Origin of the sequence: Micromonospora sp. LOL_023, assembly GCF_048060115.1 — a bacterium.
Classification (GTDB): Bacteria; Actinomycetota; Actinomycetes; order Mycobacteriales; family Micromonosporaceae; genus Micromonospora_E.
In genome coordinates this window covers 99490-119657 of the sequence record NZ_JBHMIM010000014.1, presented here as the reverse complement: position 1 = coordinate 119657, position 20168 = coordinate 99490, and the positions used below count along the sequence as shown (strand labels likewise).

General features: G+C 70.2%; 26 protein-coding genes. 8 read left to right on the top strand and 18 right to left on the bottom strand.

Annotation, left to right across the window (positions count from 1 at the left end; all coding sequences use genetic code 11):
* Positions 1-347: RNA polymerase sigma factor (locus ACFHVL_RS10465; protein ID WP_416627315.1), on the top strand; the 347-nt coding region annotated here is incomplete at its 5' end.
* Between the two features lie 205 nt (positions 348-552).
* Here the strand turns inward: ACFHVL_RS10465 and ACFHVL_RS10460 are convergent.
* From ACFHVL_RS10460 to ACFHVL_RS10435, 6 genes are all read right to left on the bottom strand, one after another.
* Positions 553-753, bottom strand: a complete 201-nt coding sequence (locus ACFHVL_RS10460; RefSeq protein WP_416627313.1) for a DUF397 domain-containing protein — start codon at positions 751-753, stop codon at positions 553-555.
* A complete protein-coding gene (locus ACFHVL_RS10455) occupies positions 740-1513 on the bottom strand; it encodes a helix-turn-helix domain-containing protein (protein WP_416627311.1) in 774 nt (257 codons plus the stop codon). The genes ACFHVL_RS10460 and ACFHVL_RS10455 overlap by 14 nt, the downstream gene beginning before the upstream one ends.
* Before the next feature lie 218 nt (positions 1514-1731).
* A complete protein-coding gene (locus ACFHVL_RS10450; protein WP_416627309.1) occupies positions 1732-2625 on the bottom strand; it encodes a VOC family protein in 894 nt (297 codons plus the stop codon).
* A 20-nt stretch (positions 2626-2645) separates the two neighbouring features.
* The gene (locus ACFHVL_RS10445) at positions 2646-2951 is read right to left on the bottom strand and encodes a Dabb family protein (RefSeq protein ID WP_416627307.1); all 306 of its coding nucleotides are present in this window, start codon (positions 2949-2951) and stop codon (positions 2646-2648) included.
* A 14-nt stretch (positions 2952-2965) separates the two neighbouring features.
* A complete protein-coding gene (locus tag ACFHVL_RS10440; RefSeq protein ID WP_416627305.1) occupies positions 2966-3487 on the bottom strand; it encodes an aromatic-ring-hydroxylating dioxygenase subunit beta in 522 nt (173 codons plus the stop codon).
* A gap of 5 nt (positions 3488-3492) precedes the next feature.
* A complete protein-coding gene (locus ACFHVL_RS10435; protein ID WP_416627303.1) occupies positions 3493-4878 on the bottom strand; it encodes an aromatic ring-hydroxylating oxygenase subunit alpha in 1386 nt (461 codons plus the stop codon).
* Positions 4879-5126: 248 nt separating this feature from the next.
* Here ACFHVL_RS10435 and ACFHVL_RS10430 point away from each other — a divergent pair, with 248 nt between their 5' ends.
* Entirely contained in the window at positions 5127-6233 is a 1107-nt protein-coding gene (locus ACFHVL_RS10430) for an acetamidase/formamidase family protein (protein WP_416627301.1), read from the top strand.
* 136 nt (positions 6234-6369) lie between these two features.
* Here ACFHVL_RS10430 and ACFHVL_RS10425 read toward each other — a convergent pair whose 3' ends face one another.
* The gene (locus ACFHVL_RS10425; RefSeq protein WP_416627299.1) at positions 6370-6831 is read right to left on the bottom strand and encodes a hypothetical protein; all 462 of its coding nucleotides are present in this window, start codon (positions 6829-6831) and stop codon (positions 6370-6372) included.
* Positions 6832-6941: 110 nt separating this feature from the next.
* Between ACFHVL_RS10425 and ACFHVL_RS10420 the strand changes: the two genes are divergently transcribed.
* From ACFHVL_RS10420 to ACFHVL_RS10405, 4 genes are read left to right on the top strand one after another with little or no spacing between them, the layout of a single operon-like run.
* Positions 6942-8120 carry an MFS transporter gene (locus ACFHVL_RS10420; RefSeq protein WP_416627297.1) on the top strand — a complete coding sequence of 393 codons (1179 nt, stop codon included), beginning with the start codon at positions 6942-6944 and terminating at the stop codon, positions 8118-8120.
* 25 nt (positions 8121-8145) lie between these two features.
* On the top strand, positions 8146-8499 hold the full coding sequence (locus ACFHVL_RS10415; RefSeq protein ID WP_416627295.1) for a PadR family transcriptional regulator: 354 nt from the start codon (positions 8146-8148) through the stop codon (positions 8497-8499).
* A complete protein-coding gene (locus tag ACFHVL_RS10410) occupies positions 8496-9716 on the top strand; it encodes a hypothetical protein (protein WP_416627293.1) in 1221 nt (406 codons plus the stop codon). Before ACFHVL_RS10415 ends, ACFHVL_RS10410 begins: the two co-directional genes overlap by 4 nt.
* 25 nt (positions 9717-9741) lie before the next feature.
* Positions 9742-10692, top strand: coding sequence for a CehA/McbA family metallohydrolase (locus ACFHVL_RS10405; RefSeq protein WP_416627291.1), 951 nt, complete (start codon positions 9742-9744; stop codon positions 10690-10692).
* A 23-nt stretch (positions 10693-10715) separates the two neighbouring features.
* Here ACFHVL_RS10405 and ACFHVL_RS10400 read toward each other — a convergent pair whose 3' ends face one another.
* From ACFHVL_RS10400 to ACFHVL_RS10385, 4 genes are all read right to left on the bottom strand, one after another.
* Positions 10716-11030: a helix-turn-helix domain-containing protein gene (locus tag ACFHVL_RS10400; protein ID WP_416627290.1), complete on the bottom strand. Its 315-nt coding sequence runs from the start codon at positions 11028-11030 to the stop codon at positions 10716-10718.
* On the bottom strand, positions 11030-11362 hold the full coding sequence (locus tag ACFHVL_RS10395) for a type II toxin-antitoxin system RelE/ParE family toxin (protein WP_416627288.1): 333 nt from the start codon (positions 11360-11362) through the stop codon (positions 11030-11032). The genes ACFHVL_RS10400 and ACFHVL_RS10395 overlap by 1 nt, the downstream gene beginning before the upstream one ends.
* A 65-nt stretch (positions 11363-11427) precedes the next feature.
* A complete protein-coding gene (locus ACFHVL_RS10390) occupies positions 11428-11613 on the bottom strand; it encodes a DUF397 domain-containing protein (RefSeq protein ID WP_416627286.1) in 186 nt (61 codons plus the stop codon).
* A 15-nt stretch (positions 11614-11628) separates the two neighbouring features.
* A complete protein-coding gene (locus ACFHVL_RS10385; protein ID WP_416627284.1) occupies positions 11629-12504 on the bottom strand; it encodes a helix-turn-helix domain-containing protein in 876 nt (291 codons plus the stop codon).
* A gap of 355 nt (positions 12505-12859) precedes the next feature.
* On the opposite strand from ACFHVL_RS10385, the gene ACFHVL_RS10380 reads away from it, so the two are divergent.
* Positions 12860-13135 (top strand): flavin reductase, encoded by a 276-nt coding sequence (locus tag ACFHVL_RS10380; protein WP_416627282.1) that lies wholly within the window; start codon positions 12860-12862, stop codon positions 13133-13135.
* A 34-nt stretch (positions 13136-13169) separates the two neighbouring features.
* Here the strand turns inward: ACFHVL_RS10380 and ACFHVL_RS10375 are convergent, their stop codons facing one another.
* Genes ACFHVL_RS10375 through fdxA form a run of 7 tightly spaced genes read right to left on the bottom strand, consistent with a single transcriptional unit; the run spans position 13170 to position 18698 of the window.
* Positions 13170-14066 (bottom strand): ribokinase, encoded by an 897-nt coding sequence (locus ACFHVL_RS10375; RefSeq protein ID WP_416627280.1) that lies wholly within the window; start codon positions 14064-14066, stop codon positions 13170-13172.
* 9 nt (positions 14067-14075) lie between these two features.
* Entirely contained in the window at positions 14076-14453 is a 378-nt protein-coding gene (locus ACFHVL_RS10370) for a cupin domain-containing protein (protein WP_416627278.1), read from the bottom strand.
* A 25-nt stretch (positions 14454-14478) separates the two neighbouring features.
* Positions 14479-15282 (bottom strand): HpcH/HpaI aldolase family protein, encoded by an 804-nt coding sequence (locus ACFHVL_RS10365; RefSeq protein ID WP_416627276.1) that lies wholly within the window; start codon positions 15280-15282, stop codon positions 14479-14481.
* Positions 15282-16445, bottom strand: a complete 1164-nt coding sequence (locus ACFHVL_RS10360) for a hypothetical protein (protein ID WP_416627275.1) — start codon at positions 16443-16445, stop codon at positions 15282-15284. Before ACFHVL_RS10360 ends, ACFHVL_RS10365 begins: the two co-directional genes overlap by 1 nt.
* On the bottom strand, positions 16442-17410 hold the full coding sequence (locus tag ACFHVL_RS10355; RefSeq protein ID WP_416627273.1) for a fumarylacetoacetate hydrolase family protein: 969 nt from the start codon (positions 17408-17410) through the stop codon (positions 16442-16444). The genes ACFHVL_RS10360 and ACFHVL_RS10355 overlap by 4 nt, the downstream gene beginning before the upstream one ends.
* Positions 17407-18387, bottom strand: a complete 981-nt coding sequence (locus tag ACFHVL_RS10350; RefSeq protein ID WP_416627271.1) for an NAD(P)/FAD-dependent oxidoreductase — start codon at positions 18385-18387, stop codon at positions 17407-17409. The genes ACFHVL_RS10355 and ACFHVL_RS10350 overlap by 4 nt, the downstream gene beginning before the upstream one ends.
* Complete coding sequence (gene fdxA / locus ACFHVL_RS10345) at positions 18387-18698, bottom strand: ferredoxin (RefSeq protein ID WP_326552297.1); 312 nt, start codon at positions 18696-18698, stop codon at positions 18387-18389. The genes ACFHVL_RS10350 and fdxA overlap by 1 nt, the downstream gene beginning before the upstream one ends.
* A gap of 186 nt (positions 18699-18884) precedes the next feature.
* Between fdxA and ACFHVL_RS10340 the strand changes: the two genes are divergently transcribed.
* Positions 18885-20168 carry a hypothetical protein gene (locus ACFHVL_RS10340; RefSeq protein ID WP_416627269.1) on the top strand — a complete coding sequence of 428 codons (1284 nt, stop codon included), beginning with the start codon at positions 18885-18887 and terminating at the stop codon, positions 20166-20168.

The following is a 20168-nucleotide window of genomic DNA, read 5'->3' as shown; positions in this document are numbered from 1 at the left end:
GGCGATTCCCACACATCTTGACCGTTCCGGACACCGCGCCCGGTGATCAGAGCCTTACCCGGAAAGGCTCATTGCCCACGACCGCGACCGGCGTGCCGACTCGCCACGACCTCGACACGCCGCCGGTCGACGTCGCCGCCTACAGCGCCTTCTACCGGGCAGAGATCAAAGCCCTGGTCAACTTCCTGCTCTGGATGGGTGCCGGACTCGCCGACGCCACCGACATCGCCCAGGAGACGATGATCGAGGCATACCAGAGCTGGCCGTCGATCCGGCATCCACGCGCGTGGATCCGGCGGGTCGCGTCCCGCCAGTACGGCCGACGATGCTTCGGCCAGTGGTGGTGACTGAGTCGGAGCTGCTCAGCCCGTTGCTGTCCGGCTCCGCCGACATCTCCGCCCGTACGAAATCCGGGGCGGCACCACGAATGTCCCCGTCTACAACGCATGATCGAACTCTCGTGCAGTGTCAAGGACTTCACCAAAGCAGCGGAGGAACCCCGGTCACCTGGTACGGGTGGCCGGGGTTCCGGGGAGCGTTGCTGGAAGCGGGTCAGGCGGTGGCGCGGGTGTCCTTCGCCAACTCGACGAACGCCGACCAGGCGGCCGGGCCGAAGGTCAACGTACCGCCGGTACGGTCCTTGGTGTCTCGGACCAGGACCCGACCGGGAAGGTTGTCGGCGACCTCGACGCACGAGTTTCCACCGTTGGCCGATCGGCTGGACTTCCGCCAGCGCGGTTCACTTGCGCTCATCGATCATCCTCAGCATCAGATCCCGGGACTGCACCACCGGCAGCGCGAGTCCGTCCACGGATTCCCAGGCTAGTTCCAGCTCGGCCACTTCGCCATGGCCGGACACCACGGTGCCCTTCAGCTGGTTGTCGAGGTAGCCGCAGCGCCGACCGTCCGGCAGGCTGGCGATCACGAACGCGCCGCTAAGACCGAGGTGCAGCCCGGCCTCGTCCGGCAGCACCCGGACCTTGACCGACGGCCTATGGCCGAGGTCCACCAAGTGGCCCAGCTGATCCTTCATGACCTCGCGGGGGCCTCGGCCGAGCGCAAACTCACTGATGATGGCCGAAATCACCACCGGGTTTTCCCGGCCGAGCGTCGCGGCCTGGCGCTCCAGCCGGGTGCGCACCAGATCGTCGATCCACCCATCGTTCATCGTGGAGGTCGCCAACAACGCCCGCATGTAGCCCTCCGTCTGGAGCAGACCGGGGATGACGAGCGGCTCAAAGCTGCGCAACAGGAGCGCCCGACGCTCGTGCTCGACCCACGGACGCATCCACGGGTACCGGTCCTCCCGCGCCTCTGCCGACAACTTCTGGATCTTGTCATCGGTGCCGAACACCCGATCCAGGTTGGTGGCGGTGTCCGCCTGCGGGATATGCCGCCCCGACTCGAATCCAGCGACCAGCGACTTGGACACCCGCAGTGCGGCGGCAAGCTTACTCTGATTCATTCCACCCGCGATACGAAGTCGCCGGATCTCAACGGTAAGTTCACTCACGTCAGATCACCCCTGTTGTGCGCATGGTTGTCCGCAGCAACTCATCCTCCACTGATCGGCGGTAGATAGTCCAGGGTGGAAAGACAACCGGGTGGGGCTCCACAAAAATTGATCTTGCACGGGTTATTTGATCAACAACCATGTGCCGTAGCGGATCACGAGAAAACGACCCCCGGGGATACTCCCCAGGGGTCGTGCATTCGATTGGCCGACGGGTGTCAGAAGCGGCCCCAGTCGTCGGCGGCGGGGCGCCACACGTCGATGTTGCGCGGGTCGACGGCCATCCGCCGGGCCCGGTGCGTGGCGTGCTCCTCCGGGGTGAAGACCCGGTGCCGGTCGCACAGCTCGTAGCGCGGCCCGTGCTTCGGGTCGTGCATGTAAAACGCGATCGACGTCGACGCCGAATGGTTGACCAGGTCGGAGGCGATCGGCACCTTCTTGTACTGGGCCCGCGCCCGGCCACGCATCACGTGGTCGAAGCTCTTCATCATGAAGCACAGGTGCGCGGCGTAGAACTCCTTGTTGCGCTGCAACGCCAGGCTGTGGTGGTAGCGGTCCTCGCAACGCAGGAAGACGGTGACGTCACCGACGTAGTCGCTGGGCAGAAAGCCGAGCACCTTGGTGTAGAAGTCGAGCGACTCCTCGTACTTGTCGGTGGCCAGGAACGGGTGCACCAGGTCCAGCGGACGCAGCTCGATCAGTGGTGGTTCGGCGTACTCGACGAACTCGGTGAACAGTTCGACGATCAGCCCGTTGGGGTCGCGTACGGCGAATCCGCGCTGACACAGGCCCTTCATCCGCTCGTGCAGTTCCAGCACTTCGTGACCGGCGGCGACGACCCGCTGGCGCAGGTCGTCGAGGACCTCGTCGGACTCGACGCTGAACCCGATCGCCGTGGTCCAGGACTCGGTGCGCTGCGGTGCGGCGACCAGCTCGATGCTGTGGTGCTCGATGTCGGCGCGCAGGAACGCGTACTCGTCGTCGTGCTGCTCCAACTGCAGCCCGACGTGGTACTGCAGGAACTCGATGGAGGCGGCCAGATCAGGCACCTCGATCCTGGCGTACTCCATGCCGTAGGGCCCGCGACGGCGGGCGGCGGCCTCGGTGGACATCTGCGACCCCTTCATGGTGCTTAGGCGTCCCCGGCGGTGGGGATGCTGACGATGACCTGGCGTTGCACGACTGGGCGCCAGCGTTCCCGGACGAACCGCTCGTGCGACTCGCTGTGCAGGTAGTCGAGCAGGTCCTGCTCGGTGGCGAACTCCACGACGAAGCCGTGCGTCATCGTGGTGTCCCGGGTGCTGACGTTGACCCCGCTGCGCCAGTTGCGCATCGCCGGGTACTTCGCCGGGAAGGTGTCCAGCTCGGCCAGCACCGCCTCGGCGACGCCGGGCGGCAGGTCGTCACGGAACGTGAACGCCAGGATGTGGGTGATCACGACGGCGGCCCCTTCTACAGGATGAAGCTGAGCCGGGCGCCGGGGTCCATCGACTCCATCACCGGGATGGAGCGGCGGACCCGGAAGCGCAGGCCGGCGTCGTCGACCTTGAGCACGTGCTCGTAGCGGCCGACGTAGGGGTAGGCGCCGCCGTCGCGGTAGCGGTGGATCAGGAAGTTGGCGCTGATCCACACCGTCTCCGCGCCGGCCTCCAGCAGGATCACGTTGGAGACCATCCGGTGGGTACGCGAATGCGGGTTCTCGGCGTGCGCCTTACGGCTCTTGAGCCGCTTCACCCGGGCCCGGATCAGGTCGTAGTCGTCGCAGACGAAGTAGCCGGCGGTGGTGGCGTCCCAGCCGGCCCAGTCGGTGGTCGGCACCTCCATCCGGCCGTCCGGCTCGAACAGGGTGAACCACTCGTCGAGGCGCCACTCGTCGAGCAGCTGCGCCTCCCGGTAGAGGAAGTCCTCCACCTCGGCGCGGGTGACCGTACGGGCGCCGACGCTGACCACTGCTCCGCTGGTCGTCGAGGACATCGGGGTCACTCCTTCCCGCTGGCGAAGACGGTGGACGGGCCGGGGGCGCCGGGGTCGGCCGGTGGGTCGCCGGCGACGGCGGTGGCCGCCCCGACCCGGTCGGCCCAGTGCCGCCAGAAGCTGCGCATCGCACCCTCGTCGATGGAGCGGCCCTGGTTGCCCTGCTTCTCGTTGGCCATGCCCCGGGACATGTCGCTCCAGTCGTAGCTGGGGTCGGCCGAGTCGGCGGTGGCGACGATGCCGCGCTGCACCGCCTCGTACGCCTCGATGTCGTCGGGGGTGGCCAGGCCGCCCGGTCCGACGAAGCTGACCATGGTCTTGATCCGCAGCGCACGCACCGACTCCGGCTCGCCGGTCTCGACGAACTGCCAGGCCCGCACGTCGGTGCGGTCCGGGGCGACCGGTTCGAGCTGCCGGATGGTCAGCGCCTCCAGGTCGAACAGCAGCAGGTTGGGGAAGACGAAGAGGATCCGGCTGGCGTCGGCGATCTCGGCGGCGGGCTCCGGCCCGAGCCGGGCGATCATCTCGTTGCGCTTGGCGGCCGTACGGGCCTTCTCCTCGTCGCCGAAGCGCGGCTCCCAGACCATGCCGATCCGGCCGTTGTGTCCGGTGAGGACGAGCAGCCCGTGGCCGCCGCCCAGGTCGTAGGCGTACTGGTCGTCGTCGGTGACCGCGAAGCCGGTCTCCCGCAGGTAGCCGACGAAGGTGTTGTGGGTCGGCGCGAAGTGGTAGCCGTCCATAGCGTTCTCGACGGCCAGTTTCCAGTTGCCCTTGACGCTGTAGAGCTGCACGCCGGGCAGGGTCTGCATGCCGTGCGGGCCGATCTTCGCGGTCAGCGACATGTAGTGCGCGGCCGGGCCGAGGTGGGTGAGCAGATCAGGCACGTCGGGGGTGAACGCGATGAAGACGAAGCCCTCGTGGATCTGCAGGCGCGGCACCTGGCGCAGCCGCATCGACTCGCGGAAGCCGGGGTCGTCGGGGTAGCTCTCGTCGCTGGGCAGCGCGGCCAGGTCACCGGAGTTGCTGAACGCCCAGGCGTGGTAGAAGCACTGGAAGAACTTGGTGTTGCCCTCGTTGTGCCGGCACAGGATGGTGCCGCGGTGGGTGCAGGCGTTGAGGAAGACCTTCACCTCGCCGTCGGAGTCGCGGCAGAAGATCAGCGGACGGCCGCCGAGGGTACGGGTCTTGAAGTCGCCGGCGTTCGGGATCTCCGTCTCGTGGCCGAGGTACAGCCAGGTGTGGCCCCAGATCTTGGCGATCTCGTCGCGGAAGACACCCGGGTCGCGGTACGCCGACCGGTGCACCCGGAAGCGGTACGCCTCCCAGTCCTCGTCGATCAAAGCGCCACCATCGACCCCGCCGAGCGGCCGCACCGGCGTCTGCTGCGTCATCACCCCACCGCCTTCTACGTCATGCGAGACAGTATCTCGCCCTACGATGCTGCTATCACGGCCCTGCACCTGTCAAGAGCAGGGCATATTCCGCCATCGGGTTACTTACTGTTAACACTTCCGCAATACGCGCCTGCGGTTTCGGCGGCAACGATCCGGTCATCCACCCACCACCCGGCCGCCCCGCAGCGCGCACTGCGGCGTGCCCCTGGGACGCACCGGGTTGCGTACCCCTTCCGGAGGAACCGATGCTCCAGCCGCACCAGGGACCGATCGCCGGCACCCACTACCTGCCGACCACGCCCGACACCTGCCTCTGGGGCCGGCTGCCCAACCGCGGCCACGCCCCGGTGCTGCGGGTGCGCTCCGGCGAGACCGTGACGATCGACACCCTCAGCCACGAAGGCATCCTCGAAGACCAGGGCCGCGATCCGGTCGGCTACCTCAAGCAGTACGACGTACCCGCCGACGGTGTCCTCACCGACTCCCGCGACCTGGCCGCCTCGGACGTCGCACACGACTACGACGACGACGGGCCGCACGTGGTCACCGGCCCGATCGCCGTCGACGGTGCCGAGCCGGGAGACCTGCTCCGGGTCGACGTCGTCGACCTGCTCATCCGGGCCCCGTACGGCTTCGTCAGCAGCCGGCACGGCTACGGCGCGCTGCCCGGCGAGTTCCCGCTCACCCCGGTCGACACCGGGCCCGGCAGCGACCCGCGCGCCTACGGCAGCGTCTGCCACTTCACCGAGGTCGTCACCAGCGGCGGCCGGCTCTACGGCGTACTGCCGTTCGGCGACGGCCGGGCCGCCCGTTTCCCCCTGGCGCCGTTCCTCGGCCTGATGGGGATCGCCGTCGACACCGACGACATGGTGCACTCGGTGCCACCGGGCGCGTTCGGCGGCAACATGGACATCAACGAACTACAGGTCGGTTCCAGCCTCTACCTGCCGGTGCAGCTACCCGGCGCCGGCTTCTACGCCGGCGACCCGCACTATGCCCAGGGCGACGGCGAGGTGGCGCTGACCGCCCTGGAGGCACCGCTGCGGGCCACCCTGCGACTGACCGTCATCCCGGCAGCGCAGGCCGGCGCGCTGATCGGTGCCGGTGACGCCCCGCTCGCCGAGACCGACACCCACTGGATCCCGGTCGGGCTGCACGCCGACCTCAACGAGGCGATGCGCCGGGCGGTCCGGGCCGCGGTCGACTTCCTGGCCCGCACCCAGGGCATGCCCCGCGACACCGCGCTGGCCTACCTGAGCGCCGCCGGCGACTTCGAGGTCAGCCAGGTCGTCGACGCGGTCAAGGGCGTGCACTGCATGATCCGCAAGGCAGACTTCCCGGCCGCCTTCTGAGCCGAGGCGCACACAGCGCCGCCGCGAACCTGGCGTCCAGCGCCGGAGTCGGACCCCGTTCGGACGTGATCCCCTAACGGGATCAAAATCCCCTCAGGGGATCACGCCTGACAAGACATCGACCGCAGTCGGATGCTCAGTCGGTTTCTCGAGGATGCCCGGGCCGCTCTTCTGGAGGATCGACTGCGCCCAGATCCCCTTCCGGTTCCCGGTTGATGATCTCCAGCAGGGCCGGGTCGCTGTAAATCTCCGCCGCGTGCCGCCACTGCCCGAGCAGGGTGGCGATCGGTGCCAGGTTCTCCACCGACGCCGCGCCCTGCGCGACGGTAATCAGCTCGGCGAGCAGTTCGTCGACGTCAGCTTCCGGGAGGAACGTCACCCAGGGCAGCGCCTCCACGAGGACCCGCCGGACCGCCTCCAGCGACCCCGTGCGCACCAGGCCCGCCAACAGGCCTGCGGTGAAGTCGACGACGATCGCCTCTCGTTCGACCTGGTCGGCGCGAACCAGGACCAGGTCATCCGCGTCGTGACGACGCAACCGCAACGTACGGACCTCGTTCAGTCGCTCTGCGGCGGCGGCTGGCCGATGCAGAAACACCGCGACCCCGGCGGGCGGCTGGCCGCCCTGAGCAACCCGGTCACGCTGGTCTGATCCGGTCCGTGGCGTACGGTCGGCGTGATCTGTCCCGACGACGACCGGGGTACGCCATGCGTCGAGGCCTGACCTTCCTGTTCGCCGTGGCCGCCGGAGCCGCCGTCGCCAACCTCTACTGGGCGCAACCGCTGCTCGACCTCATCGCCGCCGAGCTCGACGTAACCACCTCGACCGCCGGTCTACTGGTCACCGCCACCCAGATCGGCTACGCCGTCGGGATCCTGTTCCTGGTGCCGCTGGGCGACCTCCTCGACCGACGCCGGCTGGTACCGGTGCTGATGCTCTGCGCGGCGGGCGCGCTGGTGGCATGTGCGCTCGCGCCGTCCTTCGGCGTGCTGATCGTGGCGATCACCGTACTCGGGGTGGCCACGGTCTCCGGGCAGCTGCTCACGCCGCTCGCCAGCGATCTCGCCGACGACAGCCGCCGTGGCAGCGCGGTCGGTACGGTCGTCGCCGGGATCCTGACCGGCATTCTCGCCTCGCGGACCATCAGCGGGCTGGTCGCCGAGGTCGCCGGCTGGCGGGCGATCTTCCTGCTGGCGGCGGTGGCGTCGGTCGGTTTCGCCGGGGTGATGTACCGGGCGATTCCGTCGCTGGCACCGAAGACCCGGCTGGCGTACCCGGCGTTGATCGCATCCGTTGCCGTGGTGGTCGCCCGCGAACGCGCGGTCCGGTGGACGTTGGTGCTGTCCGCCACCGGCTTCGCCGCGTTCACCATGTTCTGGACGGCGTTGACGTTCCTGCTCAGTGGCCCGCCGTTCGACTATCCGGTGTCGGTGATCGGGCTGTTCGGCCTCGCCGGTCTGGCCGGCGCGGTCGCCGCGCAACGCAGCGGTCGGCTGCACGATCTGGGCTGGTCGCTGCCCGCCACCGGCGCAGCCTGGGTCCTGGTGCTCGCCTCGTTCGTGGTGGCGATCTTCGCCGGCCGCAGCGTCCTGCTGGTGATCGTCGTGGTGGTCGTGCTCGACGCGGCGTTGCAGGCGGCCGGGATCCTCAACCAGTTGCGGGTCCTAGCCGTCTCGCACGAGGCGCGCAGCCGGCTCAACACGGCGTACGTGACCGCCAACTTCCTCGGTGGCGCCGCCGGCTCGGCTGCTGCCGCGATCCTTTGGTCGGCCGGCGGCTGGACGGCGGTGTCGCTGGCCGGGGTGGGGTTGAGCTGCTTCGCCCTGGCCCTGTGGGTGGTGGGCCGTCGGCACGCACTCGTTCCGGTCGACCCATTGCCCAGATAGTCAAATCATTTGTATATTCAACCGCGTGACACGTCCGATGAGAGAACCGACGTTCTGGATCCTGACCGCGCTGGTGGACCAGCCCCGACACGGCTACGGGGTGATTCAGCAGGTCACCAAGCTGTCCGACGGAGAGACCAAGCTGCTGGCCGCGACGCTCTACGCCGCCCTCGACCGACTGGCCGCCGAAGGCCTCGTCGAGGTCGACCGAGAGGAGGCCGTCGACGGGCGGCTACGCCGCTACTACCGGCTCACCGACTCCGGTGGCGCCGCGCTGGCCACCGAGACACAGCGGCTGAGCCGCAAGGTGGCGACCGCGACCCGGCTACTGGACGTGCTGCGCCCACCGGCCGGGCCGGCCACGGTGGCGTTCGGATGAGCCCGACCGGCACCGCACGCTACCGGCGCTACCGCCTACTCGCCCGCGCCTACCCGCCCGGACCCCGCCGGGCCGAACTGCTCGACACGATGCTGATGGTCGCCGAGGCCACCGGCCGCCACCGGCCGAGCACCCGCGAGGTCGTCGACGTACTCCGGCACGCCCCGCGCGCCCGACTGGGCCGACCGGGCAACCGCCTCGTGGTACCCGTCGCCATCGCCGTCGCGATCCTCAGCGGCTTCGTGGCCGCGTCGCTGACCGCCCGCGCCTTCGGCGAAACCGACCGACCGCTGCCGAACACGGCGGAGATGGCCACTATCGCCGGGCTGGTAACGCCGGACGTCGAGGTACCACCACTGGAGCGGCACGAGCAGGTATTCGTCAACGGCAACGGCGAAGCACAGTTCGGCCAGGTGCGGTACGAGGTCGAGTACCCCGGCCCGATGCCTGACCCATGTGCCTACGGCGCGCAGGGGGCGGACCGACTGACCGCCGCCGGCTGGCGGCTCACCCCGGCGCTCGACCGCACCGGTCCGTGTGTCGCCGAGACGCTCACCGCCACCAAGGGCGGTTGGGTGCTGACCTTCGGCAACTACTACGACACCACCGCGCCGGCCAACGGCGGCTGGTTCGATGTCTCGGTCCGCCGGATCGAGCCGGCCGCGATGCCGGCCGGATTTGCCGCCGGTGGCCTCGCCGGCATTGTCCTCGGCTGGTTCTTCGCCGGGTGGGCGAGCCGGCGGACCGAACACAGCACGGCGGCCAGTGGCGCCCTCGCCCTGCTGGCCATCGTGGCGGCCGGCAACTCCGCACTCCTGATCAACTTTGTCGTGCGGGACTACCTGACGATCATCGACCAGGGGTTCTCGTTCCACGAGGGACCGATCTGGTCGTGGACCGTACTCGGCGACGAAGGCATGTTGCTCCTGTTCCCGACGATCCTCGCCACCGTCGCCGCAGCAGTCATCCTCGCGGTGACCCGGCGGCCGCGCGGCACCGCGCCGCGCTGGGTTGCCGACCGGTCCTCGCTTACCCGGGTCGGCTGGACGCTGACCCTCGTCACGTTCGGCCTCGGGATGCTCAGCGCATGCACCGGGTTCGGCCTGTTCGGCTGTGATCTGTTCGTCGCGGCCCTGCTGATGGCGATCGCGTTGACGGTTCACCGGATGCGGAACCGGCCGGCCGCCGTGACACCGCCACCACACCCGGCCGGATGACCCGGAGCTGAGTACGCTTCCGGGGATGGCCGGCTGGTATCGGGGTGACTGTCACCTGCACTCGACGTACTCCACCGGTGGCGAGCTGACCCCGGCGCAGCTGGCCGTCGCCGCCCACGCGGCCGGGCTCGATTTCGTCGCCGCCACCGAGCACAACACGGCCGATGCCCACGACGACTGGGCCGATCAGTCCACCGACGGACTGCTGGTGATCCCCGGGCAGGAGGTGACCACCCGCACCGGCCACTGGCTGGCGCTCGGCCTGGCACCCGGCCAGGTGGTCGACTGGAGGTACGGCGTCGAGGACGGCCCGATCGACCGGCACCTCGACGCCGTGCACCGGGCCGGCGGGCTGTGCGTGGTGGCACACCCGTACGCGCCGTACCCGACGGGCACGTTCGAGTACCCGTACCAGGGCTTCGACGCCGTCGAGGTCTGGAACGGACAGTGGAGCTCGGACCTGCCGTGGAACGCCGACAACGAAGCAGGTCTGGCCGACTGGGCCGCCAGCCTCACCACCGGCGTCCACCATGGCAACTGGCGGCCGGCGATCGGCAACAGCGACACCCATCTTGCCGGCCAGATCGGCATACCGCACACCGTGGTACGCGCCGAAAGGTGCACCGCCGCCGCCCTGCTGGCCGGCATCGCGGCCGGCCACAGCTGGATCGCCGACTCCGCCGACGTCGACCTGTCACTGACCGTCGCAACCGCCGACCGCCGCGTCGAAATCGGCGAACGACTCGACACCGGCGGGGCCCCGGCCACCGTCCGGGTCGAGGTCCGTGGCGTGCCGTCGGGCGCGATCAGTTTCCACACCGACCGGGGTACGGCGTACCGCGTGTCACTGTCGGCGGACGGTGCCGGCGGCGCCCGGTGGCGGACCAGCGCGATCGAGTCGGCGTTCGTCCGCGTCGAGATACGTCACCCCGATGGGCAGATGGCCGCCCTCACCAACCCGATCACCCTCACCTGATCCGCCCGGCTGCCCCAGATTGGCTAGGCTGCCATGACCTCGACGGTGCCGCTGCTGACCCTGATGTTGAAGTCCATTCCGGTGCCCTTCGACAACTTGGCCAGCGTGGGGATAGACGGCGGCTGGTCGCCTGATTCAAGGCGCGCGATGACGGACTGCGTCATGCCAACCTTGCGGGCTAGGGCAGTTTGGGTTAGGCCCTGCTCGTCACGGTAGCGCAGGATGCGAAGCGCGACGTCGTGAGCGAAGGCCGCACGGTTCCACTCTGCACGAAACTCCGGGTCCTGGCTCTGCTCGGCGTTGACCCGGGCTGCCGACTTAAGATCTGACAGCTTCATCACTCGTCCTCCACTTCGTCGATCCGTTGCTCCGCTGCGGTGACTGCCTTCCGGAAGGCTCGCTGGTTGACGTTCGCTTCAGGGCCGATAGCTCCGACGACATAGGCCGGACCGACTTGGCGGTAGAAGGCCCGCCAGCGGCTACGGCCGGCCCGAGGGCGCAGCTCGCGGAGGTTCGAGGCGATCTTGATGTCGCTGGAGTGCGGATGGCCGAGGTTCGGACCGATTGCTTGCAGTTTGTCCGCCACATGCCTAATCGCTACACGCTCCCGGACAGGCAACTCCTTCAGTTCCGCTTCGGCTTTGGGGTGGTAGAAGAGGGGCCACGACACTCAGCAACTATAGCAGTTCTGCGATACGAGGCCCGTTGGTCGCGGCGGCGGTCCACTCGATGGCATCACGCGCGGAGCTTGCCCGCTTTGATCCCATATACGAAACCGGCCCACTCCCCTGCCGTGAACGACAGCACTGGCCCGACCTGGTCTTTACTGTCGCGCACCTGGGCGATGGTGCCGACGTACCGGGCTTCCAGACAGTCACCGGAGGAACCAGACCGGGTGCTCTTGCGCCACGCCGAGTCCACGTCGTGCTCCTTCTGCTAGGTCACCAAGTCGCTGGCGATCCTAGCCAAGGTATCGCGGGACACCGCTGGCGCCAGAGCCTCGGCAGCAAGTTGCTCGAACGCAGCAGAGTAGGCGGCGACCTCGGCCGGCTGTTCCAGGTAGAGCGCACCGGTGAGGTTGCCGACATAGACCAGCCGATCCTCGGCTGCCTCGGGAAAGGGCTCGGGCATCGGCGGGAAGTCAAGGATGACGAAGCTGCCGTCGAAGCCGGCACCGGCTCCGAACGGCAGGACCTGAATCTGCACCCGCGTCCGGTCACATTCGGCGATGAGGCGGTCAAGCTGCGCCCGAAGCACCTTCGGTCCACCGACCATTCGTCGTACGGCTGCCTCATCGAGGATCATCCGCAGGACTGGCTGATCGTCTGCGCCGAGGATGACCTGCCGGTCCATCCGCAGGGCGACCTGCTGCTCGAGCTCACTGTCCCGCATCGGAATCGGCGAGCCGCGAAAGGCGGCCCGCGCGTAGTCCTCGGTCTGCAGTAGACCTGGAACCATCTGGCACTGGTAGGACCGGATGACCGACGCTTCGGACTCCATGCCAACGTAGGTGACGAACCAGTCTGGCAGCACCTCGCTGTAGCGCTGCCACCAGCCGCGCTGCCGGGCCTGCCGCGCCACAGCGATGACGGCCTCAGCCTGTTCGCCGCCAACACCGTAGAGCCCAAGAAGGGCTCGTACGTCGTTCGGGTGCGGCCGCACCTCGGCAGTTTCGATGCGAGACAACCAACTTCCGTCGTGGTCGACCCGTCGCGCCGCCTCGGTCGACGAGAGACCGGACTGCTCCCGCAGGCTTCGGAGGGTCATCGCCAGCCGCCGCCGCTTGACCGTCGGGCTTTGTCGTTGTGCCACAGACGCATCCTGCACCTCACCTCACCACCAAGCAAGCCATCTGCCCATCACAAGACCATCACTAGCATCCTTCCATCCGCATACTGCGGTTTTCACCACGGCCTGCCATGGTGATTGCGGCGGAGGCGGAAGCCATCAGGTTCGTCACCGCCGCTCTCGTTCACCAGCGAGGAGGCAGCCCGATGGTCTCGTTCGACGAATACGTCAGCGCGGTCGCGATGACTCTGGCCAGGCGACATCGACCGGCGTGGTCGTGGCGCAGGTGGCAGCGGGTCTGCCGGTGCGGGTCAGCGCTGCCCTGCCACGCCCGGCACCGGATCCCGATCAACCGAGGCCACTGGCCACGGGAGGCCCGATGAGCCTGCACATCCCCACCCGGCCCAGCTGGGTCTGCGCCGGATGCTCGTACCCGTGGCCCTGTCACACCCGCCGTCAGGAGTTGCTTGCCGAGTACGCCGGGGCGAGAGTGTCCCTGTCGGTGTACATGGCGACGTGCCTGCTCGACGCCATGATCGACCTGGCACATGACCGCAGCGGCTACCTCTACTGGCGATTCATGGGCTGGTGGCGCGACCAGCCGGTGCGCGAAGACCCGCCGCCACGCAAACGCTGGCCGCGCCGGTCGATCTGACCCGAAGGGGCCGGCGCAGGCCGCCGACTGACGGCTACCGGGTGGCGAGCACCTCGGCGCGGCGGGGCACGCTGGCCATCGCGCCGGGGCGGGTGACCGTCACCGCCGCGACCCGGGTCGCCCAACGGGCCGCGTCCTCGATGGACACTCCGTCGAGCAGTGCGTCGGCCAGCGCCGCGCAGAAGGTGTCCCCGGCACCGGTGGCGTCCACCGCGACGACCTGCTCGGCCGGCACCAGGTGCTCCCGGTCGTCCGTCACCACCAACGCACCGTCCGCGCCGAGGGTGACCACCACCGGCCCTCGGGTACCCAGCGAACGGGCCATCGCGGCGAGAGCGTCGACGTCCTCGGCCGGCCAGGCACCGGCCAACGCGGCGAGTTCGCCCCGGTTGGGCACCAGCACGTCGACCCGGGCCAGGGTGGCCGCGTCGATCGGTCGGGCCGGCGCCGGGTTCACCACGACCAGACCGCGGGCGGCGGCCACCGCGGCGGCGACCACCGATGCGTCGATCTCCTGCTGCAGCAGTACGGCGGCAGCGTCACCGATCAGCCCCGCGTACGGCCGCAGGTGCTCCGGGGTGAGCCACATGTTGGCCCCGGAACTGACCGCGATGGTGCTGTCCCCGTCGGCGGTGACCAGCACGATCGCCTGCCCGGTAGGTCGGGGCGCGCACAGCACCGCCGCCGTGTCGACGCCTTCGGCGGCCAGCAGGCCGAGCAGCCACTGCCCTTCGGGGTCGTCGCCGACCGCGCCGACCATGGCCACCGAGCGGCCCAGCCGGGCGGCGGCCACCGCCTGGTTGGCGCCCTTGCCGCCGCCGGCCCGGGAATGGTCGGCGGAGCTGAGCACGGTCTGGCCGGGGGCGGGCAGCTCATCGAGCGGCACCACCACGTCGACGTTGAGGCTGCCCACCACCACGATGTCGGTCATCGCTGGCGCTCAGTCCTGCGCGGCCGGGCGCCAGGCGTGCGCGAGGAAGTCGGCGCGCGGCGGGGCGAACAGATCCAGGTTGATACACGGCCCTTCGGTCGGCTCGACGTAGTGCTCGGCGCCGCGCGGCACCAGCAGCATCGAGCTCGCGCTCATGTCGTGCGGCACCCCGTCGACGTAGTAGTTGCACCGGCCGCCGAGGATCATCACCAGCTGGTCGAAGTCGTCGTGCGTGTGCGGGTTGAGGTCCATCCCGACGCTGAGCTCGTGCCAGGCGAGCACCACCTCGTCGGTGGCGTACACCTTGCGTCGCACACCGGGGCGAACGTCGGTGGCGGGGATGTCGTCCCAGTTGACCGAGGTGCGGTAGAGCTGCGGGTTGAGCACGTCAGGACTCCCTTCGAGGGCTGACTCAATTGTCGGTGGCGAGTTGGCGCAGACCGGCGCCGAGCAGCTGCAGATCGGATCCGGCGACCAGGTAGCCGGCACTGGTCAGGCCGTACCGGTGCAGTGTCTTGTCGGTCGCGGCCGGCGCCCACCCACCCAGGGTGACCCCGGCGGCGTGGGCCGCGTCGGCGATCTCACCCACCCGGCGCAGCAGTGGCGCCTGGTCGTCGGTGGTGGCCAGGCCGAGGCTGACCGCCAGGTCGGTGGTGCCGGCGAACGCGACGTCGACGCTCGGCTCACCGTGGGCGTCCGTGAGCAGCTCGGACAGCGGGTCGTCGGTGTCGGCGGTCTCGATCTGCGCCACCAGCAGCGGCGGGTCGGCGGCCTCGGCGGCCAGGTAGGCGTCCAGCCCGCCGACCCCGTAGCCGGCCGACGGGTGGCCCAGGCTGATGCTGCGTCGGCCGACCGGCGCGTACCGCACGGCGGCGCGCAACGCGGCGACCTGCGCGCAGGCGCGGACGGTGGACAGCTGCACCCCGGCGGCACCCGCCTCCAGCAGCCGGTTGATCTGCGCCGGATCGACCGCGGCCAGCCGGACCAGGGCGGACAGGCCGAGCAGCGCGGCGTGCCGCAGCTGCCCGGCGGCGGTCCGCTCGTCCAGCCCGGAGTGCTCCAGGTCGACCACGACGAAGTCGAGCCCGGCCTGGGCGGCCAGCTCGACGGCGTCGGTGCCGGGCAGTTTCAGGAAGGTGCCGACCATCCGCCGACCGCGCCGCAGGCGTTCGCGCAGCGCGGCCCGACCGGCGTGCACCCCGGTACGCGTGCCCATCAGTTTCCGGCGGGCAGGCCGCGCCACGGTACGGTCGGCACCCGCTCGCCGGCCAGCAGCACCACTTCCGGCTCCAGCCGGGGCGCGGTGAGCTGGTTGCCGGCCGCGTCGGGCAGCACCGCCTCGTCGGCGTCGGCGAGCACGGTGACGTGTGCCGGGCCGCCCTCGACCAGGCTGCCGTAGCCCTCGACGTCCAGGCCGAGCAGCCGGGCCGGGGCGCTGGTCACCCGGGGCACGATCTGCTCCATCGTCATGCCGAGCGCGCGCAGCTTGGCCATGCTGGTGACCAGGTCGAAGACCGGGCCACGCCAGTTGCGGGCCGAGGTGTCCGAGGTGATCACGTCGGGGTAGAAGCCCTGCGCGATCGCCGGCTCGGCCACCTTGAAGCTCAGGTTGCTCTTGCCGTGCGCCGACTCGAACAGCACGCCGCGCTCGCGGGCGGCGTACACCTCGGGCAGCACCTTGCCGTCGGCGAGGATGCCGTACGGCTTGCCGGTGTAGCAGTGCGCGATGACGTCGCCGGGGCGCAGCATCTCCAGCACAGCCGGCAGCGGCTCCGGGGTCTCCCCGATGTGGATCATCAACGGCAGGTCGGCGTCGGCGGACAGCTCCAGGGAGCGCTTGAGCAGCGGACGCCAGTCGTGGCCGACGACGTCCTCGGAGAGCCTGATCTTGAAACCACGGACCCGGTGCGGGTTGTCGGCGGCGACCGCCAGGGCGTCCTCGATCACCAGGGTGTCCGGGTTCATCAGCTCGCCGAACCGGAAGTCGATCAGCCCGAGGACGCTGACGTTGAGGAAGTTGACCAGTCGCATCTTCGCCGGTCCGGCGACGTAGCGCTCGAAGGCGGCGAAGGTGGAGGCACCGACGGTGCCGGCGTCACAGGCGGCCACGACGCCCCGGTGCAGGTGCGCCTCGTCCGGCGGGGCACCGACCTTGGACACCTCGGCGAAGATGTGGGTGTGTCCCTCGACCAGGCCGGGCAGCACGTACCGCCCGGCACAGTCGATCACCTCACGGCCGTCGGCGGCCAGGCCGGGCGCGATCCGGGCGATCCGGTCGCCGGTCACCGCGACGTCGGCGACCTGACTGGCACCGGTGGCCGAGTCGAACACCTCACCGCCGGCCAGCACCAGGTCGTACCGGGGAGCATTCTCAGTCATGGGGTCTGCGGCTTTCTGTGCGAAGGAGGAGCCGGCGGTGCCGGGTGGGAGGTTTCGGCGCGGAACCGGGTACGCAGTGGCAGCACCCCGCCGACGGCGACCTCGACCAGGTCGCCGGGGCGCAGGAAGCTGCCCCGGTCCTGACCGGTGCCGGCCGGGGTGCCGGTGAGCACCACGTCACCCGGTTCCAGCACCACGTACCGGGTAATCCAGGCGAGCAGCTGCGGCACCGGGAAGATCAGGTCGGCGGTGGTCGCCTCCTGACGTACCTCGCCGTTGACGGTGGTGCGGACCGGGATCGCGTCGCGGTCGGCGACGGCGGCGATGTCGAGCACCGAGGCACCGAGCGCGCCGAAGCCGGGGAAGCTCTTGGCCAGCGTCGGGTTGGCCGTCGCGGTCATCACGTCGCGGGCGGTCAGGTCGTTGGCGGCGGTGATCGCGGCAACGTGCGACCAGGCCTGGTCGGCCGGCGTACGGTGCATGCGCGCCCCGATGACCAGGGCGATCTCGCCCTCGTAGTCGGGTTGGGCGCTGATCTGGTCGGGCAGCGTCACGGTGGCGTCCGGGCCGGAGCCGGCGCTGGCCGACTTGAGGTAGAGCACCGGTTCGGTGGGGACGGCCCGGCCGGCGGCGCGCGCCTTGCAGTGGTAGTTGAGGCCGACTCCCCAGACCGCGCGGGTGCTGCCCAGCGGGGCGACCAGGTCGGCGGTGAGGGTGTCGAGGGTCAGCCGCTCCCGGGCCGGGGCGGCGGCGGCCGGGGTCAGGCCGGCGCCGGCGCGCAGCAGCGCGGCGACGTCCGGGTACGCCAGGTCGAGCAGTTCGGCGGTGCCGTCGCCGCAGACCCGGGCGAGCCCGCGCCGGGTGGCGAGCAGGTGCAGTCCGGTCGGCGCGTCGGCGCCTGCGGTCGGGCCGGTGTCGGTCTGCTCGCCGGTCTCGCGCCGGGCGTCGGCGGCCGGGGCGCTCACGCGGCGTCCGAGGAGTGGCCGGGCACGGTGCTCAGCGCCGGGTTGACCAGTGGTGCCAGGTTGTTGACCGCGGCGGCGGCCTCGCCGAAGCCGACCGAGATCAGCCGTACCTTGCCGGGGTAGTCGGTGATGTCCCCGGCGGCGTAGACCCGGGGCAGGTTGGTGCGCATCGCGCGGTCGACAGTGATGTGCCGGTTGGTCATCTCCAGTCCCCACTGTTGCATCGGGCCGAGGTCGGCGATGAAGCCGAGCGCGGCCACCACCGCCTGGGCGGGTAGTTCCTCGCGCCCGTCGCCGCGTACTTCGGTGATGGTGACCGAGGTCAGCTGCGGCTCGCCGGTGATCGCGCCGACCTCGTACGGGGTGACGACCCGCACGGTGGAGTCGTGCAGTTGGTCGACGCTGCGTTCGTGGGCCCGGAACTGCGGGCGGCGGTGCACCAGGGTGACGCTGGCGGCGTACGGCTCCAGGGCCAGCGCCCAGTCGACGGCGGAGTCACCGCCGCCGACGACCACGACGTCCTGGCCGGCGAGTTCCTCCAGCCGGGGCACGAAGTAGCGCAGGCCGCGGCCGAAGTAGTCGTTGCCGACCGGCAGTTCGCGCGGGGTGAAGGTGCCGATGCCGGCGGTCAGCAGGACTGCCTTGGCCCGGACCTGGCTGCCGACGTCGGTGCCGATCCGCACGTGGTCGTCGGCGTTGGTCAGCTCCACGGCGCTCTCGCCCAGCAGGAAGGTGGGTTTGGCGGTGGCGGCCTGGGTGAGCAGGGAGTCGACGAGTTGCTGCCCTTTGATCGCCGGCAGACCGGCGATGTCGAAAATGTCCTTCTCCGGGTAGAGGGCAGCGATCTGCCCGCCGGGCTCCGGCAGCGAGTCGATGATCGCCACCGTCATGCCCCGGAAGCCGGCGTAGTAGGCGGCGTACAGGCCGGCCGGTCCGGCGCCGATGATGGCGAGGTCGACCTCGTGTTCGGCGGTCATCAGCTGCCACTTCCGGCGACAGCCGGGTGGTCGTGGCCGACCCGGCCGATCTTGCGTGCACCGCCGGGGGTGCCGATCTCGCCGAAGAACTCGGCGTTGATCGGGCCGAAGTGGGCCTGGCTGCCGGGCAGATCATCGAGGTGGAAGATCGAGGTGACCGGGCAGACCGGTTCGCAGCGACCGCAGTCTACGCACTCGTCCGGGTTGATGTACATCATCCGGTCACCCTCGTAGATGCAGTCCACGGGACACTCTTCGACGCAGGACCGGTCCTGCACGTCCACACATTCGTCGGTGACCACGTAGGTCATCGGTCCTCCTGCGTCACAGTGGGGCTCATCGGCGGCCCGCTTCGGCCTTGCACCCACGGCGACCTGGGATTGTCCGGCGGGGCGGCGACCTCTTGATGTCACGTCACGCTAGAGACCACGCCCCGGCTATGTCAACATGCGAGATGTCATCTTGGATAACTGTCGCTCTGGTGATGGGATGAGACGATGAGCGAGGACCCGATCGTCGACGCCCTGACGGTGCTGACCGCCGCGCCGACCCCGTACGGGCAGGAACGGGCCACCGCCGACCGGCTCGCCAACTGGGGCCGAGCCCACTGGCCGCAGCTGAACTGGCAGGTCGAGCCGCTGCCGGGCAGCGTCGCGACCCCGCACAGCGCGAACCTGGTCGCCACGTCGCACCTCGGCGACGGCCCGGAGCTACTGATCTACTCCCACCTTGACACCTCGCTGACCGGCACGGCCGAATTCGACGAACCGATCACCGGCCCGCCGACCGGGGTCTCCACCCCGGCGCGCAGCTGCGGCCTGGGTCGGTCCGCCGCGCCCGACGGCACCGCCCTGGTCAGCGGCTTCGGGCTCGGCGTCGCCCGGGCCGCCGCCGCCAGCGCCCTGGCCGGCTTCACCACGGCCGCCGCCGCGCTGCGGGCCACCGGCCGACCGCACCGGCTCACCCTGCTGCTGGCCGCCGCCGGCACCCACCGGCATCACCCGGGCGGGCAGGCACCCGGCGGCGTGACCCACCACCTGGACCGGCATCCGCCGCCAGCCGCCGCGGTGGTTGCCAAGACCGGCCCGGCCGGGGTGCTCACCGCCGAACCCGGGGCGATGTTCCTGCGGGTACGGCTGACCACCCGGTTGCATCCGGTGCTGGCCCGGGAGTCCGCCGTACCGCCGGGCGGGCTGATCGCCCACCTGGGCACGGTGATCGAGGCGCTGGAGGACTTCCGCCGTCGGCATCTGGCGCGGCGCGCCGACCCGACGGCACCGGTCGGCGCCGAGCTCGGCATCGGGGCGGTCCGCGCCGGCCAACCCGGCAAACCGGATCTGCTGGCCGGGCTGCTGGAGCTGCACCTCTACCTGGTGACGGTGCCTGGCGACGACCCGACGCGGATCCGCGACGACCTGCACACCGCGTTGCTGCGCGCCTTCGCCGACACCCCGCTGCGCGACTGCCCGGTCTCCGTCGACGGACAACTGGTCCACCTGGCCGCCGCCACCGACCCGGCCGCGCCGATCGCCCGGCACGCGTACGCCGCCTGGACCGATGCCCACGGCTCCCCGCCCCCGCCGGTCACCGGCTGGACCGGGTCGACCGACGGGGTGGTGCTGCGTGGTCGCGGGGTGCCGACGGTACGGCTGGGGCCGCCGTCGCGCGGACCGGACCCGGCAGACCCCCGGCTCGACCGGTACGCGCTGACCGATCTCGTCCGGTTCGCCAGCATCTACGCCGACATCGCGGCACGGCATGCGGGTGCATCGACAACGTAA